The 18,318-nt window shown below is 61.3% G+C and carries 15 protein-coding genes, 1 tRNA gene and 1 pseudogene; 7 read left to right on the top strand and 10 right to left on the bottom strand.

Annotated elements, in window-relative coordinates; genetic code table 11:
* Window positions 1–602: 602 nt before the first annotated feature.
* Window positions 603–1,354: pseudogene (locus HZY77_RS16390) on the bottom strand (AAA family ATPase).
* Window positions 1,355–1,756: 402 nt separating this feature from the next.
* Here HZY77_RS16390 and HZY77_RS16385 point away from each other — a divergent pair.
* Window positions 1,757–2,257, top strand: coding sequence for a hypothetical protein (locus tag HZY77_RS16385; RefSeq protein ID WP_296820962.1), 501 nt, complete (start codon window positions 1,757–1,759; stop codon window positions 2,255–2,257).
* A gap of 81 nt (window positions 2,258–2,338) precedes the next feature.
* On the opposite strand, the gene HZY77_RS16380 is transcribed toward HZY77_RS16385, so the two are convergent.
* Together HZY77_RS16380 and HZY77_RS17940 are read right to left on the bottom strand one after the other, a co-directional pair.
* Entirely contained in the window at window positions 2,339–2,791 is a 453-nt protein-coding gene (locus HZY77_RS16380; protein WP_296817125.1) for a hypothetical protein, read from the bottom strand.
* Window positions 2,792–2,896: 105 nt separating this feature from the next.
* Window positions 2,897–3,073 (bottom strand): AlpA family phage regulatory protein, encoded by a 177-nt coding sequence (locus tag HZY77_RS17940; protein ID WP_363153979.1) that lies wholly within the window; start codon window positions 3,071–3,073, stop codon window positions 2,897–2,899.
* A gap of 241 nt (window positions 3,074–3,314) precedes the next feature.
* Here HZY77_RS17940 and HZY77_RS16375 point away from each other — a divergent pair, with 241 nt between their 5' ends.
* The gene (locus tag HZY77_RS16375; protein WP_296817121.1) at window positions 3,315–3,560 is read left to right on the top strand and encodes a hypothetical protein; all 246 of its coding nucleotides are present in this window, start codon (window positions 3,315–3,317) and stop codon (window positions 3,558–3,560) included.
* A gap of 2,324 nt (window positions 3,561–5,884) precedes the next feature.
* On the opposite strand, the gene HZY77_RS16370 is transcribed toward HZY77_RS16375, so the two are convergent.
* The 3 genes from HZY77_RS16370 to HZY77_RS16360 all read right to left on the bottom strand — a co-directional run bounded on the left by HZY77_RS16370 (window position 5,885) and on the right by HZY77_RS16360 (window position 9,971).
* Complete coding sequence (locus HZY77_RS16370) at window positions 5,885–7,537, bottom strand: GMC family oxidoreductase (protein WP_296817118.1); 1,653 nt, start codon at window positions 7,535–7,537, stop codon at window positions 5,885–5,887.
* Entirely contained in the window at window positions 7,530–8,045 is a 516-nt protein-coding gene (locus HZY77_RS16365; RefSeq protein ID WP_296817116.1) for a gluconate 2-dehydrogenase subunit 3 family protein, read from the bottom strand. Before HZY77_RS16365 ends, HZY77_RS16370 begins: the two co-directional genes overlap by 8 nt.
* A gap of 138 nt (window positions 8,046–8,183) precedes the next feature.
* Window positions 8,184–9,971, bottom strand: a complete 1,788-nt coding sequence (locus HZY77_RS16360) for an autotransporter outer membrane beta-barrel domain-containing protein (protein ID WP_296817113.1) — start codon at window positions 9,969–9,971, stop codon at window positions 8,184–8,186.
* Window positions 9,972–10,179: 208 nt separating this feature from the next.
* On the opposite strand from HZY77_RS16360, the gene HZY77_RS16355 reads away from it, so the two are divergent.
* From HZY77_RS16355 to HZY77_RS16345, 3 genes are all read left to right on the top strand, one after another.
* The gene (locus HZY77_RS16355; RefSeq protein ID WP_296817111.1) at window positions 10,180–10,446 is read left to right on the top strand and encodes a hypothetical protein; all 267 of its coding nucleotides are present in this window, start codon (window positions 10,180–10,182) and stop codon (window positions 10,444–10,446) included.
* A 71-nt stretch (window positions 10,447–10,517) separates the two neighbouring features.
* Window positions 10,518–10,685, top strand: coding sequence for a hypothetical protein (locus HZY77_RS16350; protein WP_296820939.1), 168 nt, complete (start codon window positions 10,518–10,520; stop codon window positions 10,683–10,685).
* On the top strand, window positions 10,682–11,179 hold the full coding sequence (locus tag HZY77_RS16345; RefSeq protein ID WP_296817109.1) for a tetratricopeptide repeat protein: 498 nt from the start codon (window positions 10,682–10,684) through the stop codon (window positions 11,177–11,179). The genes HZY77_RS16350 and HZY77_RS16345 overlap by 4 nt, the downstream gene beginning before the upstream one ends.
* Before the next feature lie 65 nt (window positions 11,180–11,244).
* Here the strand turns inward: HZY77_RS16345 and HZY77_RS16340 are convergent.
* Window positions 11,245–11,320 (bottom strand) — tRNA-Arg (locus HZY77_RS16340).
* A 98-nt stretch (window positions 11,321–11,418) separates the two neighbouring features.
* On the opposite strand from HZY77_RS16340, the gene HZY77_RS16335 reads away from it, so the two are divergent.
* Both HZY77_RS16335 and HZY77_RS16330 read left to right on the top strand, forming a co-directional pair.
* On the top strand, window positions 11,419–11,994 hold the full coding sequence (locus HZY77_RS16335) for a peroxiredoxin (RefSeq protein WP_296817105.1): 576 nt from the start codon (window positions 11,419–11,421) through the stop codon (window positions 11,992–11,994).
* An 82-nt stretch (window positions 11,995–12,076) separates the two neighbouring features.
* On the top strand, window positions 12,077–13,228 hold the full coding sequence (locus tag HZY77_RS16330) for a GGDEF domain-containing protein (protein ID WP_296817100.1): 1,152 nt from the start codon (window positions 12,077–12,079) through the stop codon (window positions 13,226–13,228).
* A gap of 5 nt (window positions 13,229–13,233) precedes the next feature.
* On the opposite strand, the gene HZY77_RS16325 is transcribed toward HZY77_RS16330, so the two are convergent.
* From HZY77_RS16325 to HZY77_RS16315, 3 genes are all read right to left on the bottom strand, one after another.
* Window positions 13,234–13,809, bottom strand: a complete 576-nt coding sequence (locus HZY77_RS16325; RefSeq protein ID WP_296817098.1) for a CDP-alcohol phosphatidyltransferase family protein — start codon at window positions 13,807–13,809, stop codon at window positions 13,234–13,236.
* Between the two features lie 13 nt (window positions 13,810–13,822).
* Window positions 13,823–17,581, bottom strand: a complete 3,759-nt coding sequence (gene hrpA, locus HZY77_RS16320) for an ATP-dependent RNA helicase HrpA (RefSeq protein ID WP_296817094.1) — start codon at window positions 17,579–17,581, stop codon at window positions 13,823–13,825.
* Between the two features lie 4 nt (window positions 17,582–17,585).
* Window positions 17,586–18,269, bottom strand: coding sequence for an energy-coupling factor ABC transporter permease (locus HZY77_RS16315; protein ID WP_296817092.1), 684 nt, complete (start codon window positions 18,267–18,269; stop codon window positions 17,586–17,588).
* Window positions 18,270–18,318 lie beyond the last annotated feature (49 nt).

The raw sequence follows: 18,318 nt of genomic DNA, 5'->3' as shown, positions 1-18,318 counted from the left end.
CACGTACTGCTCCTGAAATTCCCCGTTTGTATACGCGTGGGCGCGTGCGTACTGCGGGAAAACTGTCGGTGCGCGTTGAAAAATGCGCGGCGATATAGGGTTTTATTCCGTTGCCGGCGGGGACTTGGTTTCCACCAGCGGCGCCCCTGGGTTGTGTCTGGATTTGAACGCTGTCTTCGTGGCTGGAATTGGTTCCCTCTTGTAGAGAGAGGGAACCCATCCAGCCGTAGCACGGACTGGCCGGAAGCTGGAATTAGCCAATTCCAGCCAATTCCAGCATTTCCAGACATGGCCGAAACCCCGCCGTCATTGGCTTTGCGCCGAATAACCCCAATTCCAGCCACGCCCTGGCGCCCTTGCCCCGCCGCACCTCTCGATTGCCACGGCTGGAATTGGCCAATTCCAGCCAAGCAGCTCTCGCACTTGTCGAAAAATGCGAGTTGCCCGTCCATGTCGTTGAAAAACGCAAGATGCGCGTTCATGCGTCCACCTTGCGCGCGACCGTGTGGTCGTCGTCAGAAAGTAGGCCATTGAAGACCAGCGCCTCGAAAGCCCCCTTATGGATTGCCGCCGGTTGCCCTGCGCTTTATAGGTGTCAGATTTCAGCGGCTCCACCGCCAGCGACAACTCGAACGCGCGATCGAGCACCTCCGCCCGTGATACCTGTGCGCCGTCAACGGCCAGCCCCTGGAGATCGTCCACGGCGTCGAGCACCGCTTTTTGTAGCGCCCCTTCGGCTTCCAGACTTTCGCAGCGACGGGTCCGTGCTCGACCACGCAGGAGCCGTAGACCTCGCCGTCTTCGTCCATGCCGAGCGGCACCTCAAGCAACTTGAAGCCGTACTGCGCGCCGTCCACTCCCTCCTTCAGCTTGGAAACCGTCAGCGTCCGGTCGTCACCGTCGCGACTCACTTCAAGTTCCACGTCCACCGCACCCTTGAGGCCCGACCAGCCCCGCGCTCCTTTGGCAACATCCTTGCCGGAGTGGTGAACCATGACGACCATCGCGCCTGTTTTCTGGGAGATGATCTTGCAGCGGTTCGCCGCCAGGCCCATGTCCTCGGATGAGTTCTCATTCGCGCCGGGGTGGCTTGCGCCAGCGTATCGATGATGACGAGCCTCGGGCTACCCTCGGCGCGCAATACCTCGATAAACGCCTTCACGTCAGATTCCACCAGCAGGTTCGGGCCGTCTTCGTGGATGCGCAGTCCGGCGCGCAGGGCTTGAGCAGCCTCTGGGCCGTTGTGCTCGATATAGGCCCGGATCCGCTGGCGGAAGCCCCCAGCACCTTCGGCGACGAAGTACGCGACCTCACCCTGCAGGGTCTTGAACCCGCGCCACGGTACGCCGCGCACAACGGCGGCGGCTATGTCGAGGGCGAGGAACGATTTCCCGATCCCGATGCACCGAACAGCATCGCCACATTCGCGAAAGGTGCCACGTGCTTGATGAGCCAAGACATCGGCTTCGGGTTGAGAATTTCGTCGAAGGGGATGGAGGCGAACCGCGACCGCGGCGGGGTGGCACCGCTTTGGCGACGCGGGCCGGGTCCATGTCCACCGCAACGGCCAGCCGCTCCATCAGCGCCGCGTATTCATCGCCGCTGTACCCAGCCGCAGGCAGGTGCACCTTGACCGCGGCGAGCACCACGTCACCGCTTTCGACCAGGGACATGCACTCGGTGATGTCCGCAATGGCGCGGCGGGCCTCGACCATGTCCTGCTCGTCGAGGGGTCGAACCCCTCGGCCTCCCGCCGGTGGCTCTCCGCTTCGGCTTCGGCTTCGGCCGCCCGCAAATCGCCGCCATGGTCGAGCACAACGAACGCCGCCCAGGGATCGAACGTCCCTTTCAGAGGATCGCTGGCGTGATCGGACTGCCACAGGTCATCATGCCCAGGGATCAGACGCACGCAAGCCGCACCCGTCGCACTGGCAGGCGCCCAGCGCTCGCCGTCGCCCGTCGTGTAGCCGTGCCGCGCGAGGATTTCCGAAGCGTCGGGGTGGTACCTGTTGAATTCGGCGCGATGCGTCGAAGAGAATGCGAGCACCACATTGCCGCCTTCTCCACCGGAGATATCAAGGACCGCGCGGTCTTCACCCCCGCAGAAAAGGGCCTGTTGTTCTCGCTTGAACGTGATGTCACTGCCCAGTCGGCGCCACCAGTCGAGGAGTGCCGGCGGGAGTTCGGGTGCCTCGTCCAGTGTTTTGCCGTTGGCGTAGTCCTGCCGGTATGGCCCCCGCCGTCCTTGGTTCTATAGACGGTACCGGGCAGGCAGTCCTGCAGGTTCGCGCTTCCCGCCCGTAGTTCTAGGAGCACGTGAGTGGAGCCGCCACGCTTTTCAGCGAAGCGTATCCATTGCAAATCTGGCGGCACCTTGAAGGCAGAGCGGCCGCCACTGCGGGGCGCGTGGAGCTGGTCCGCACGCCGGCCTCCATGATCTCCTCCAGGTCGAAACCGCAGCGGCGCAGCCCTCGCGGGCCGGCTCGACGTCGTCCGGGTCAAGGCTACCGAGGCTATTGGCTGCCAGCACCACCCCGTAGCCTGTCGCATTGTCGTCGATCGTCTTGATCGGTCGAAGGTTCCAGCCGTCGCCCTTGGGCCGTTTCTCGAAGGGCCGCATCTCGCACAGCTTGAACCCCTTGGCGAGAAGGCGTCGCGCCTCGTCTTGCACCGTACCCTTTACCTCGCGGTTCTGGGTAAAATCCCCCTTGAGGTTGCCGTCCTCTACTGTTGCTCCTGAAGCCCCGCCGCCCGCCAGCGCTGGGGCTTCGTCATTCTTAGGCCAGCTCATACCCGCCCTCCTCGTTCCAGTCGTCTGCATCGCACCAACCATCGTCATCGTCGAACTGGTCGTCGTCTGCATCGCTTGAGTGCGTTTCTTCAGGCAGCGCGGGTCTCATACCCGCACCCGCCGCGGACTGTGGCTGAGCGTGCCCCTGGGATTGGGCGCCGGGGTGCCTTGTACTGGTTTCGCTTTTCGCTTCGCCAGCCAGGCATCGATGTCGGCCTCATCCCACGCTGCGCAACGTGGCGTAAGCATGAAGTGCTGAGGGAAATCTCCGGCACGTTCCAAGTTGTGGATAGTGGTGCGCGAGAGACCCGTTTTCTCTGAACTTCGGGGCGGCGGATGGTGCGGTTCACTGGTGGCATATGTCGTTCTCCTTTTGAACGTAAATGGAACGACACGGATTGTTTAGCACGTCGCTGTCTTCACGGGTACGGGCTGCAAACATGCGGGTTTGCGGGGCGTTGCTTAAGAATTAGGCAGCCTTCGTCGTACCCTTATCCGGCCGGCGGGTACGCAGAATGCGCGCATGGGGAACGATGTCAGCAGCCGCCCACCGAAGACGCCATACCTCCTCGACGACATGTCCGCAGAGGAGGTCGCGGCCGTGTTGACCGCCGAGGAGGGCCGGGAGGTGACAGTCAGGGAGATCCGGCGGATCGAGGCGAAGGCAATGCGCAAGCTTCGCCAAGTGATGCGGCTTCGGGGCTTGACCTTCGACGACTTGACGTTCCGGGGTGATGCGAGGCGCTCGTCGCCGCTTGGGCTTTTCTAGCAGCGTGGGGACTTGGGGCGCGCAGCGGTAGCCTTCTGGCCGTCGCGATCGGAATCACGACCTCGCCGGAATCAACTGCGCAACCCTGTGGGGACGCCACCTTACATCCGTAAGGTGATCAAAATCCAGCCCTTCCAGGTTTGCTGCACAAGCAGACCCGTCAAATGAAACGATACCGGCCCTTCTTTGGCCGGCTCTGTTCTGCACGCGTGCAGGCTTCATTCTCTCAGGCGCAAATCAGATCACAACGGTGGTCCAGAAAGCGTTGGACATTCCGCGACGTCCCCATGGTTTAAATCGATCATGAGTCCTCCGCTTACTTGCTGTGACGCGCAAATGCATCAGCGAAGCTGCCTCAGAAGGTTAAGCCATACATCCGACCAACAACAACGATGATCGACATTCGGCAGTATTACGGCATGGATATCGGCAGATTCAGGGAACGCCTTGCGATAGGCACGGTACACCTGAGCAGGCACGGCTTGGTCGTCCTTGCCGATGAAATGCGTCTGAGGAATTCCAACAAGCGCCCGCCAGCTATCGGGAGGATTCAATGAACCCGTCAGTTCGGAGGTCTTGTGCAAACGGGTCCACGCCCTGTGGTCGAGATTCCCAGCCACGGTCACGAGCTGGATCACGTCCGTTCGCCGTGCCGCCACCAGTGCCGCAACCGCGCCACCGCCAGAATATCCAACCAGTACCAGCCGGTCTGCGCCGGTCTTGCCCTTCAACTGCGTGACAGCCTCATTCATCGAGTCGATCACCTCGGGNGAAAACCGGTCCGAGGTCCAGTAACGCACCGGACACTCCACTTCGCTGGCCATCACATACTGGCATGGCCTCGCAAGATACGCCGCATTGCGGCTGTCCAGAACGGCGAGATCGAGCGCGACGGGTTCTCGTGGCGTCGGATCTCGAGAAGGTTTGTAGCGCGTCACCCAGGCGAAACCATCGCCTTCAATGTAGACATGCAGCACCCTGTTTTTTTCCTGAGGCCCGATAAAGGCCGCCAATCTGAAATGTTCGGTTTGAATGTCGATCTTTGAGAACCGGTGTTGCGCGGCAATATGCTCGGCAAGCGCCACGCGCTGCGGCACGTCCGTGGTCGCGCATCCCGCCAAGGCTATTGCACCGCACAATCCGATTCCAATCAATCCAAGACGCATGTCTACTGCCTGGCTGGCACCAGATGTGCGAACAGGTTCCGCCTGACATCGGGATTGCTGATCCTCCAGATGCAGCTGTCCACGAAATAATGGTGAATACTGACGGCAGAGGCGACCACGAGTGCCAGGGTAAAGGGCGTGGAATGGTCCGAAGCATATTCCGGCAAGTAAAACACCACCAAGCCGGAAACCAGGAGCATTGCGTAGTAACGCGCGCCCCANCTGGAAAACCTGCGTTTCTCCCCTCCATGGCTCTGATGCACGTTGCGGTTCAGTTCCACGCGAAACGGGAAGGCCAGATATTGCAGCGCATGGGAAAACTGCACGAACAAGTAGGCACCCGGCATGAAGAACAGCACCAGATACCATAGATAAATCGATAGCCACGAGGCCAGGATGCGCGCATCCGGCATCCGTGCGATCCGGGTTCTCACGTTGTACCAGACCACCAGACCCGCTGCGAATGCAAAAATGCAGACGACATTCATCACGCTCAGCAGGTCGGGGACGTATGCATGCAGTCCGCCCAGCCAGCGCTCCGGCAGATCCTGCGCCCCNCAGACTACATGCCAGACCAATAGCGTGCGGAGCCCGATCCGGACGGTCGACCGTTCAGATGCCGTCAGTTCGACATGAGACAGGCGTGAGAATGTGGCGATCATGCCCCAGGCCTGTCCGGTGTAATGCCAGGCTAGATAAAAGGCCGCGCCCAACCAGAGAAAGGTGGCAACGTCCTGATTGACCGCCACGCCCTGCCCCGCGCCTTGCTCGCCTGCCGCCACCGCAACCGCGATGCCGAGCAGCAGCGCCATCGGCACATAGATCGTGGCAAGCGGATATTTCCTGAGGTTCTCAATGGGCCGGTACAGCAGGCTGTAGGACCCCATGAAATGGGGCCAGTTGATCAACGCCTGGAAGATCAGCGCGCTGCCAATGAGCGCGCTTTTATCCGTTGTCGCAGCACCGCCCTGTGCCACGGCATATACCAGCAGCAGACACATCACGATGATCGATATGCCGCCTGTCATCCAGAAATCGATCCGGGGCGACAGGATATAGCCGATCGACGGCGTGGTCTGAATCGGCACACTTCTACTGTTCTTTGTGTTTTTCTTCATGTCCGGGTGCTCCAGCAATTTGATCCACGACCCGGTACGTTCATGCGCGCCCTATATGGCTCATTGCCCGCAAGGCCAGCGCCTGGATGGTGAGTCCAGGCGATTCTCCNCCGCCCGAACTCGGGAAAACGCTCGCATCCGCAATGTACAGATTCTTCCAGCGGTGGCTACGACACCACGCATCGACGACAGAAGCATGCTCGTCGTCCCCCATGCGACACGTCCCGAACACATGGGTCGAACTGAAAATATCGTAGGAACTGAACTCTTCGAAGATTTCTTTCGCCCCGGATTCGGCCAGGATTTCGCGACACATCCGGGCCATGAATGCGATACGCTTGATCGCCATGTCATCGACGAAGCTATGGATCCGGGCCACCGGCGTACCGGTAAAATCCCTGACCGTCGGATCCAGGTCGACATAAGAACCGGGATGCGGCAGGCTTTCGCATAGTCCCGACAGCGACAGCGCCCGCCCGAAAGTCTGCCGCATCGCCTGCTTGTGTTCGCGCCCCCAACCCTTGACCACTCGGCGAGCGTAGCTGACCGGCCCAAGCAGATCCGACTCGGCGACCGAAGGGGAGAACCGGCATCCNCCNACCACGCCCGGGATGGCATCCGGGGCGTTGTAATCCCAGCAAATGCTGTCGACGGGCAGCCCGCGGTAACTGCCGATCGGGTCGGGATGGAGGGCATTGCTCGTCCACAACAATGTTTCCATGAAATTGCGTCCCACCTGGCCTGACTCGTTGGCCAGGCCATCAGGCGATCGAGCATCCCGGGAAGCCAATAACAATCTCGGGGTCTCGATGGCGCCCGCTGCCAGGATCAGGATCGGCGTTTCCACGAAGCCCACGCCCTGTTGATCCCTATAATGCACGCCCCGTACCCGGTCACCCTCGCCTGTCTCAATCCGGGTCGCAAAGCATCCCGGAAAGATGTCGCAACGTCCCGTTGCCGTCGCTTTACGCAGGTACGTCACATCGATCGTTCCTTTGTCCGTGCGCGGGCACCCTTTGAGGCAGCACCCGCAATAATTGCAGGCAAGGCGGTCTGCCCTCGGCTGGGGCAACACAGCCAGCGCGTTCTCCATCAGACGCAGGCCTTTCCCCTCAAATCCCTTTCGCAACAATGCACTGCAGTAGCTCGGCGGATGCGCGGCATACGGATAAGGTGCCGATCTTGGGCGAAAGGGNTCGTTTTTCGGTCCGGCCACACCGACGCATGTCTCGGCTTCAAGGTAATAGGGTTCTAGGTCCTGGTACGACAGCGGCCAATCGGCCGCCACGCCAAACCGACTCCGCATCTTCATCGAATCCGGATTCATGCGGTGGGCCTCACCGGTGAAATGCAGCGAACTCCCGCCCACCGCCCTGACATGCTGATAGCCGTATGAGATGCGGGTGTGGCCCGGATTCAGTTGCCCGCTGACGCGGTTCCAGGATCGCAAATGCGACCATTGTTCGGAAAGCGGCTGCATGTCACCAAAGGTATACTTACCCTGGCTGCCCGGTTTGTAGGGGAATCCCTCCTCCCAGGCCGGCGTATTCACCTTGTAGTCGACGAACGGGTCATAACGCGGGCCGGCTTCAAGCACCAGCACCCTGAAACCTTTCCTGGTCAGCGCCCAAGCCGCACTACCGCCGCCAGCACCGGCTCCGACGATCACCGCATCGTAATGTTGATTAGCCAAGTGTTCGCCTCTGCATGGGTTTCGCGTAGTCCGGATATCCGTTCGGCTGGGGCGGGGAATCGAGGCCCAGCCCGGGCCAGCTGGCGGGATGCGAATAATAGAAACCAAACAGATCCGACAAGACCCTCGTAAAGAACATCTCGGGAATGCTGCCCTTGGGACTCGCCTCCACCATCATCACCAAGGACTCCCCTTGCGCCGGGTCCAGCGCATTGAAATTCACCCGATATCGCGCCTGCGAAAGACCATCCAATAATTGGCAGCCAAGTTCCAGGAGTCGCGTGTAATTCTCGATTCCCTTGGCATGCTGAATCAATTTTCCGTGCAAACCGAGTTGCGATGCCGAGGGAGTCGTATCTTCGGGTATCAGAATGTCGAGAAACGCGGGGAGTGCTTCCAGATTCGGCAGGGCGGACTGTGCAGCCGCATGCGCCGCAGGCAGTTTCACTTCACAGGCGAGCAAGGCCATCGATTGCAGGCCCCGCTTGAGATACGTTCGTCGTTTCATTGAATCGCTCCAAACACGCCCGTATCGTAATACCGGAAGCCGAAGAGTGGCTATCTAAGCCGGTCTCACATCATCCTGTAAAAATGAAGGCAGCGCCAAAACACGGGCACCCGAAGGTGCCCGTGTTCAAGTCATCCGTCAGAAGCGCCAGCTCCCGAATATCTGGCCATTCAGGCTGCGGTAGCCTTGCCCTGCTTCCACACCCAGTTCGATGGCAAGATCAAGACGTTCGGTTTTNTCCCAGTTCAGCCGCCCCGTCAAACCGTAAATATTCCGGTTCACGGCCTGGCCGGTGCTTTCGAACTGTCCTCCGCCGCCCAGCAGCGAGGCCGTGGTATTGACGCCATCCGCCAGGAATTCGTGACGCCAGTTGAACTTCAATGCCGGGCGCAGCACACTGCCGTCGTTCAACTTCCTCAAGGTTCCCAACTCAGCGCCAATGAGCGAGCGCAAGCGATCCGCATTGTTGGAAGACACATTCAGNGAGAGTACGCCCGCGCCGGTTTCGGCATAGGAAAACTGTTTGATATGGTGCGCTTCGATGCCTGCGTAGGGTGTCAACGTTACGCCTTCGCGCACCGCAATCGGCATGCCCACCAGCAAACGCATTCCGTACAGGTAGCCATTGAAATCGCCTTCGGCTACGCCGGTCAGATGCGTGTTACGCGTCGTCAGGTAATTCTGGTAGGCGTAAGTCGCCATGCCTTCCAGGTACCAGCGATCGAGCGTCCGGCCGAAGTAGCCGGTCAGCTGATAGGTATCGATATCGGCGCCGTCCCCGTTGCGAAAATCCGTCATGTTCACATTGGATTTCGCATAGGCCAGCGATGCACCGACCAGCCAGCCGCCTTCGATATTCGTATCGACGCCCGCCATCAGTCCCGCGATGTCACTGGACGAACCGGCGAAGCCATCCTTCGCATCCTGATCGGCCCTGCCGCCGAACGCTTTTATCCAGAAATTGCGGTCGAGCGTTTCATCCCCTGCTGAGCTGCCAGTGGCCGAAGCGTGGCCAGCATCGTATCCATTGAAAGACGTTCTGAAGCCGCTTTCTACACCCACGCCGGTCCGCAAGGAATCCAGGCGGACCTGCACGGTATCCAGCGCGGAAGTCACTGTCCCCATGGCGGACTGACCCAGCACCTGGCTCCGCTCCGGCGAGATCAGCTTCATCGCCAACTGCTTGCTTTCCGGCGTCATGGCCGACATCAGCGTCAGAACGTTCCCCATCTGCCCGGTGGCATTGCCGACCAGGCCATCCAGCACGCCGGCAATGTTGACTTCCCCNGGACCCGCCACAGGAACGAACGTCCCGCCGAGTTGCGAGGCGTTCACGACTTGAGCCTGGTTGATCGGCGCTGCACCCGTTCCGTTGAACGTGACGGCGTTGGTATAGATTCGATATCCCTCGAAAGTAAAATCGCCTGCACTCGCGATGACGATCCATTGAGTTTGCTGACCATTTGGATCGATGTTCGTCGCCGCCAGCGTGGGATCCTGCAGAACCAGGGCCGAGCCAGTCTGGACCGCCCCGGGATACGCCGTCGTCAAGGTGTCATAAGCATACGTAGCGGTCCACGACCCAATGGTGAGCTTGATGGCATCGCCGGCTGACCATGCGGTATTGGCAGTACCACCCGAGAAGTTGATGGAGACATTGCCGGCAGTGCCGACGCCTTCATACGTCAGCTGGGTAATCTGGATGCCTTGTCCTGCCGTCAGGTTGATCGGGGTGTTTGCGCTTGCCTGCGTAAACAAATGCCCTGCCCGCGCCGACAACGGCAACAACAGACAAATCAGGAAGAATGCTGCAAGGCACCACCCACTGTTTCGATTGATCGCCACTGGCTTCCTCTTTTCATGGTTCAGCCGGAGCAAGCCCCACCCAAACCCGGCCCCCTCGGGATATTCAGACGCAACCAACATGAAATTCTTCTTTAGAACTGTATATAGAGCATTTATCGTACATGTCTATGCCAACCTTTAACCTTGGAAACCCAAAAGCCCATAAACTGGCGCCTCACCCAGCATGGGTTGCAAGGCACTTCGATCCCGGACAATGAATATGTTGATCAGTCACGCAAAGCGATACGTTGTAGTTTATTTACTACTCGCAGGGATAGCCTCCCCGACCATGGCGGATTTCAAGACTGGACTCGACGCCGCCAACCGCGGAGATTTCAATACCGCCGTGCAAGAATGGACGCCTTTGGCCGCCGCAGGCAACGCCGATGCCCAATACAATCTGGGGGCATTGCTGCTCTCCGGCAAGACCGGTCAACCCGATGCCAAGGACGCTGTCAAATGGATCGAGAAAGCCGCGGCAAAAGGGCATGTGGAAGCCGCATATGCATTAGGGATGATTTTTACACCGGCTCGCAGGACGTCAAACAGGATCTGAAACGCGCCTACACGGCATTCGAAGCAGCCGCCAAGAAAGGACATGCCGCGTCCCAATACAACGTGGGCATCATGCTGATGAACGGCCAGGGCACCAAGCAGGACCTGCCTGCGGCAGCCGGATGGTTTCGCAAAGCAGCCGACCAGGGACATGCATTGGCCCAGTTCAACATGGGTATTTTCTATGCGAGCGGAAAAGGCGTCGAAAAAATCCTGCGACCGCATTCCAGTGGTTCATGAAAGCCGCAGACCAAGGTCTTCCGGCTGCACAGTACAACGTCGCCAGAATGTTCATGGACGGTCAGGGTACGCCTCAGGATCTGGCTCAAGCCAAATCCTGGTTTCTGAGGGCCTCCGACAAGGGAAGCGTCGAAGCGCAATATAGCCTCGGGTTTCTGGCATATGCCGGCCTGGGCGAGCCGAAAAACCTGGTCGAGGCACGCAAATGGTTCGAGCGGGCAGCCAAAGGGTGGGACAGGAATGCCCAGTTCCATCTGGGAAGGATTATGTACAAGGATGGCGAGGCTTCAAAAGATGATCTGATCGAAGCCTATAAATGGTTCGACCTTGCCGCATCGAGCGGCCATGAGGACGCCCATTTCTTCCGCTCCGCAGTTGCCGCCCAACTTTCCGCTGCGGAACGGGACCATGCCCACGAACTGGCCCAGGAATGGTTCGACGCCAATCACAAAACGCCGCACAAGCATTACGACATGACACCGCATGCCCACTAATCCCGGCCTGAAGCGATCATGCTCAAGTACGGATTCAGGTTTCAGAGGTACACGTGGAGTGGATCTGGCGCCCCGAAGACGAATCGAACGTCCGACCTACCCCTTAGGAGGGGGTTGCTCTATCCACTGAGCTACCGGGGCGTGGCGCGCATTCTACCGAATACCGCTGGATACACGAACTGTACAAGGGCACCCCGCATCTTCCATGCGGCAGTCTATGATGCGTTTCAGGAGAACCTATGTTCAAAATGATAATGGGCGGACTGGCGGTGCTGCTGCTGGCTGCGAGCGTGGCGTTCTGGATGCTGAGACCAGGTACGCAACGGACGGAAGGCAGTGCCGCGCCGGACTTCGCCCTGCAGGACCAGAACGGACAGACACATCGTCTGAGCGACTACGCTGGACGCTGGCTGGTCCTGTATTTCTATCCGCGCGACGACACGCCGGTCTGCACCCGCGAAGCCTGCCGTTTCCGCGACGACATCGGCACCCTGGGAAAACTCGATGCGGCCGTAGTCGGCGTCAGTGTCGACAGCACGCGTTCGCATGCCGACTTTTCCCGCAAATACGGCCTGCCGTTTCCGTTGCTGTCCGACCCTGACGGGCGTACCGCACGCGCCTATGACAGCCTGCTCAATCTCGGAATCATCCGGTTCGCCCGCCGCCACACGTTCATCATTGCCCCGGATGGACGCATCGCGGCCCGGTTCGACCACGTAGACCCCGCGCGACATGCCGAAGAAGTCAGGGATGCCCTGCGAAGTTTGCAGGATTCCGGCGCGCCCCGCATTTTCGCGGCGACGGGTCGTGGCTAACCCTTCTCCGCCCACGAAGCCCAGCCCTATACAGAGAGGGTTTTCCNCTCTTATCGGAACCGCCTTTATCGCCCTGATCGCGTTGATCTGCGGTCTTTTGTTCAACGGTCTGTTCCAGCTCAAGGCGCTGGGCAGGCAATTGAACATCGTGGTCGAGCTTCACAATCGCAAGATCGACCTCATCACGCAAACCCAGGTGGCGGCGCACATCCGCACTGACAGCCTGTTCCGCATGGTGCTGGCCGACGACCCTTTCGAACGCGATGATCATTTCCTGCGATTCAACCATGCGGGCTTTCTTGTCATGCAAGGACGCAACGCACTGCGTGAGCTGGGACTCACCNCCACTGAGCAGCGCAACTTCGATGCCCAGACGCAGCTGATCATGCGAATCCGGGCGGTACAGGAACACCTGATCGACCTGCTTCATGCCAATCAGAGTCTTATGGCACGCCAGGTCCTGATACACGAAGCCATTCCCCTTCAGGAACAGTTCAACCAGCAGCTGGCCACGATGCGCACGGCCTACCAGAGGGCCAACCTGGCTGCCCAGAAACAGGCGCAGCAGACCTACCGGCATGCGCTGTATCTCACGCTGGCCTTCGGTCTCGCGGCCATCACGCTGGCGCTGCTGATCGCCTGGCAGACGACGCGCAAGATCAAACTGAAGTCGCAACGAATACACGACCAGATGGAAGAACTGGAACGGTCACGTGCTGCACTGCGCGAAGAGGCCACCCACGATCCCCTGACCGGCCTGGCCAACAGGCGTCTGTTCTATGACCGGTTGCAGCAGGCGATCCGCCATGCCCTGCGCTATGGCGGCAAGGTCGGGATCCTGTACCTGGACATGGACCGTTTCAAGGACATCAACGACCGCCACGGCCACCACGTCGGCGATGCCGTGCTGGTAGCAGTGGCGCAAAGATTGAAGGATTGCGTACGCGAATCCGATTCGGTCGCGCGCCTGGGTGGAGATGAGTTCGTGGTGTTGCTGGAAGGTGTCCAGGGACGCCAGGACTGCATTGCCGCCGCCCTCAAGATCGAACAGAGTCTGGCGCATACCACCCGCTTCGACGATCTGCACCTGGAGATCGACGCCAGCATCGGCCAGGCGCTCTATCCTGACGACGGCAGCGACGAAGATGCCTTGATCCGCGCGGCCGACGCGGCCATGTACCAGGTCAAATCCGGCAGCGAATCAGAGCGTCAGAGTCGCCTGCCATTCCAGTAAAAGAATCAGCGCGGTTTCAGACGAATCGCCTCGCGTTCGCGCCGCGCCTTGGCGCCCCATATCCACACATACTGCACGCCGGAAGCCACGGCGATGATGAAGACGGCGATGAACAGAGCATGCAGCCAGTCGTCCAGCGACAGCAGCCCGGCCAGTCCGCCCAACACCAGCGACAGCAACGACAGTTCCGCAAACATGTGCGTCTTGCCGAGCCAGGTCGGGTGAATATCCAGGTGCCCCGCCAGGCCGCGATAGCTCAACGCACCCAGCACGATGATGCTGTCGCGCAAGAGGATCGCCAGCGTCACCCACAGCGGGATTGCACCCACCTGGGTCAGCATGACCAGCGTCACCACGCCCAATGCCTTGTCAGCAACGGTATCGAGCGCGGCGCCGAGCTGGGTCATCTGTTTGAGCCAGCGCGCCAGCAGACCATCGATGCCGTCCGATATCGCAGCGGCGAGGAACAGCCAGCATGCGGCGTCCCAACGCTGCTGCAGGATCAGCCATGCCACGCCTGGAACGGCGGCCAGGCGCAGCAGGGTAATGACGTTCGGCAGATTGAATACGCGTTCGCTCATAGGCGCACGCTACTCAATTCAAGGGCTGTCTGGCAAGTTCGTTCCACAGTTTGTCGAGCCGCTTCGCCGAAACTGGATACGGGGTTTTCAGTTCCTGGGCAAAGAGCGATATCCGCAGTTCCTCCAGCTGCCAGCGGAAATCGTCCAGCGCGGCGGATGCCGTGCCTATCACCTGGCCTCGCCGCGCCAGGTATTTGTTCTGCAGCGTCAGCACGCCAGCCATGCTGCGCGCGTCGCGCTGCTCGGCTGCAGGCAGTTTCTCCAGCCGCTTGAGAATGCCGCGCAGATAACGCGGCAAGTCCTTCAAATGCGCCCACGGCGTGGCTGTGATGAAGTCCGCCGGCACCAGCGCAGCGAGATGCGCGGTTTCGTCGCGCATCACCGCGGTGAACTGCGGCTTGGCATTCAAGCGTGCCGCCACCTGTGCATGCAGGTCGAGAATTTCCGCACTGTCGCGCAGCAGCGCCTGCTTCACCACAGCGATTCTGGGCTTGGCGCGCTCCTTCTGCTTGCCAAAGGTTCTCCCGTCGCGCGGCGTGTCGTCGTCGCCCAGCAGTGCGCGGATGGCGATCGCATCGATGAGCGCGGCGCGCAACTGCTCGGGGCTGCCGAAGCTGCGGAATTTCAGCGCCAGCGCGGTTTCGCGCGCCAGGTCCTTGTCGAGCTGCTTGAACTGCGCCGCCAGCGCGATGCGCAACAGCCGCACGACACCCCGTCGCGTTTCGCTTTCGGCCACGTCTGCCGCATCGAGAAGCCGCAGGTCGACACTCTCGCCGTTGTCGACCAGCGCCGGATAGCCCATCAACTCGCGCCCGCCGCGCCTGAATTTCACCTGCGCGGGCAGGTCGCCGAAATTCCACTCGGTCAGCCCGGTGCGCTCGAATTCGCTGTTCTCGGCACCGCCGCCATAGGTGATGCGCGCCGCGCCGCCCAGCTGCTGGCGCAGCACGGCCAGATCGCGCCCGCTGGCGAGTTCCTGTCCGCTGTCGTCGATCACGCTCACGTTCATCTTCAGATGCGCCGGCAGTTCGCCCTTCCATTCCTCGGGGTGAATATCGGCGCCGGTTTTCTTGCGGATATAGGCTGCCAGCGCCTCGGTCAGTACCTGCTCGCCCGGTTTCGCTGTCGAGAGGAAGGCTGTCACAGTGTCGGGCAGCGGGATCAGCGGGCGGCGCTTGTCCTTGGGCAGAAACTTCAGTAGTGCGGTGAGCTTCTCCCGGATCAGGCCCGGCACCAGCCAGTCGATCTGCGCGGCTTCGATACGATTGAGCAGGTACAGCGGCAGGCGCAGCGTCACGCCGTCAAGCACATGGCCAGGTTCAAAGCGGTATTTCAGCTGGCATGTCACGCCGTCGACCGCCATCGTCTCGGGAAACAACGTGTGGTCGGCACCGAGTCCCTCGCCGAGGATGTCCTCGCGCTGCAGGAACAGGATTTTGGGGTTGGCGGTCTCGGCCTCGGCACGCCAAGACTCGAACGCCGCGCCATTGTGGAGACCTTGCGGCACGCGTGCATCGAACACGCGGAAGATGCGTTCCTCGTCGAGCCACACGCCGGACTTTCGCGCCTTGTGCTCGAGGTCCTCGATTTCCTTGATCAGCGCGCGGTTGTGCGCGAACCAGGGCGCGCGCGTGTCGTATTCGCCCGCCACCAGCGCGCCGCGGATGAACAGCTCGCGCGATAAGTCCGGGTCGATGGGGCCGTAGTGGATCTTGCGCCGCGCCACCAGGGTGATGCCGTACAGGCTCACGCGCTCGAACGCCACCACGCGGGCGCCGTCCTTCTCCCAGTGCGGCTCGATGTACATGCGCGTCAGCAGATGACGCCCCGCCGCCTCGATCCATTCCGGCCGCACCTCGGCCACGGTGCGCGCAAGCAGCCTGCCCGTATCGGTGAGTTCGGCGGCCATGATCCACTTCGGTCCCTTCTTCGCCAGCGCCGAGCCGGGATGGATCGACAGCTTGATGCCGCGCGCGCCCTGGTAGTTGCCCTCGCCGGGCTTGGCGCGCGCCTTGGCGTCGTCCGACTTGAAGCCGATATTGCCGAGCAGGCCGGTCAGCAACGCCTGATGGATCGTGTCGTAGCCGGCGTCCTTGTCGTTCTCGCGCAAGCCGAGTTCTGCAACCTGTGCATGCAGCTGGCCGTGGATATCGCGCCATTCGCGCATCCGCCGCGGGGACAGGAAATGGTCCTGCAGCAGCGTCTGCAGTTGGCGGTTGGTTTTCTTGTGCTGCACCTGCTCCTCGTACCAGCGCCACAGCTTGAGCCAACCCATGAAGTCGGAACGCTCGTCGGCAAACAGCTTGTGCTTCTCGTCGGCGGCCTGCGCGCGCTCCATCGGGCGGTCGCGCGGATCCTGTACCGACAACGCGCTGGCGATGATCAGTACCTCACGTACACAGCGCTGCTGCTCCGCCGCCAGCAGCATGCGTGCAATACGCGGATCGAGCGGCAGCCTGGCGAGTTGGGCGCCGATCTTGGTCAGCTGCCCCTGCTCGTCGAGCGCATGCAATTCGGCCAGCAACTGGTAGCCGTCGGTGACGAGTCGGGAACTCGGCGGGTCGATGAAAGGGAAGCCGACCACCTCGCCGAGGCCCAGCGACTTCATGCGCAGGATGACGCCCGCCAGCGACGAGCGCAGCAGCTCGGGGTCGGTGAATCTTGGGCGGTTGCCGAAGTCGACCTCGTCGTAGAGGCGGATGCAGACGCCGTCGGCCACGCGGCCGCAGCGCCCGGCGCGCTGGTTGGCCGAGGCCTGCGACACCTTCTCGATCAGCAGCTGCTCGACCTTGTTGCGCGCCGAATAGCGCTTCACCCGTGCGGTGCCGGGGTCGATCACGTAGCGGATGCCCGGCACGGTGAGCGAAGTTTCGGCGACGTTGGTGGCGAGCACGATGCGCCTGAGCGCCGGCGTCGGCTTGAAGATCGCGTCCTGCTCGGCCACCGACAGGCGCGAGAACAGCGGCAGGATTTCGGTGCCCGGNGGATGGTGCTTCCTGAGGGCCTCGGCAGTGTCGCGGATCTCGCGCTCGCCCGGCAGAAAGACCAGGATGTCACCAGGACCCAACCGCGCCAACTCGTCGGTGGCATCGAGGATAGCGGCGATCTGGTCGGGCGCATCCTTGTCCTTCTTCTCGCGTTCGCCCCTGGCCGGCGTCGCCGGCTCCTCGCGTTCGATCGGCCGCCAGCGGATTTCCACCGGGTAGGTGCGCCCCGATACCTCGATCACCGGCGCGTCGTCGAAATGCTTTGAGAAACGCTCGGCGTCGATGGTGGCCGAGGTGATCACCACGCGCAAGTCACTGCGCTTTTCCACCAGCGTCTTCAGGTAGCCCAGCAGGAAATCGATGTTGAGGCTGCGCTCGTGCGCCTCGTCGATGATGATCGTGTCGTAGCGGCTCAAGAGCGGGTCGCCCTGGCTCTCGGCCAGCAGGATGCCGTCGGTCATCACTTTGATCGCGGTGTCGTGGCGCACGGTGTCGGTGAAGCGCACCTTGTAGCCGACCCGGCCGCCGAGTTCGCTGCCCAGCTCCTGTGCGATGCGCGCCGCCACCGAGCGCGCGGCGATGCGGCGCGGCTGGGTGCAGCCGATCAGCCTGCCCGGCCTCGCCGCCTCTAATCCAAGCCGGGCCTCCAGGCACATCTTGGGGATCTGCGTGGTCTTGCCCGAGCCAGTCTCGCCGCACAGGATCAGCACGCGGTGTTTCTGCAGCGCCGCGAGTATGTCGTCGCGGCGCTGGCTGACCGGCAGGTCGGGATAGCTGATATGCAAGGGACTACTTGTTCTGGATATATTTGGCGTCATCGAAGGTTTCCAGCCAGGCAGGGCGATAGACCGCCATCATCGTCACCGCCATGCCGGTCGAGAATGCCTCCGCCCAGCCGATCAACACGGTGGCATATGGCGTGTACTGGGCAAGCAGATAATCGAGCGGGTACACCCCGGCCAGCGCCATCAGCGCGGTAGTGACCACGCCGATCGCCGCCACCGACAGCGCGGCGCCGAAGAAACCATTGCCCAGCACGTAGATGAAAAAGTGATTCGGCAAACGGCGCTCGACAAATCGATAGACGTTCCAGCTCACGCCCGCTGGCAATGCCACCATCAGCAGCGCATCCGCACCCAATGCCTCCCAGCTGCCATGCCCGAATGCCGCGTTCGACAGCAGGACCAGCACACCGGAGAACGTGGCGCGCCAGAAGCCGAACATCAGCGTCAACGCCGCCAGTCCGTACAGATGGAATGCCAGCCCGGGTTTGACGCCTGTGCGGATCTGCCACAAGGCCAGCACGGCCACCGTGGCGCCGAGGAACAGGTTCAGTTTTGATGGCTCGACCAGCCTGCGCCAGTCGCCCGACATCATCCAGCGCCAGGCCAGAAAAGCCAAACCCAGCCAGCCGACCAGATAAAAGGATTCGGGCAACAGTGATGCGGACTGGCCCAGCGCGTTAAAATTCATGGGCGGATTTTACGCGATGCGCGGATCCGAACCCTTACTTCGAGCCCAG

The organism is Thiobacillus sp. (genome assembly GCF_013693775.1).
GTDB lineage: Bacteria > Pseudomonadota > Gammaproteobacteria > Burkholderiales > Thiobacillaceae > Thiobacillus.
Note: the sequence above shows the minus strand (reverse complement) of the source record. Positions and strands in the feature narration are given on the sequence as shown.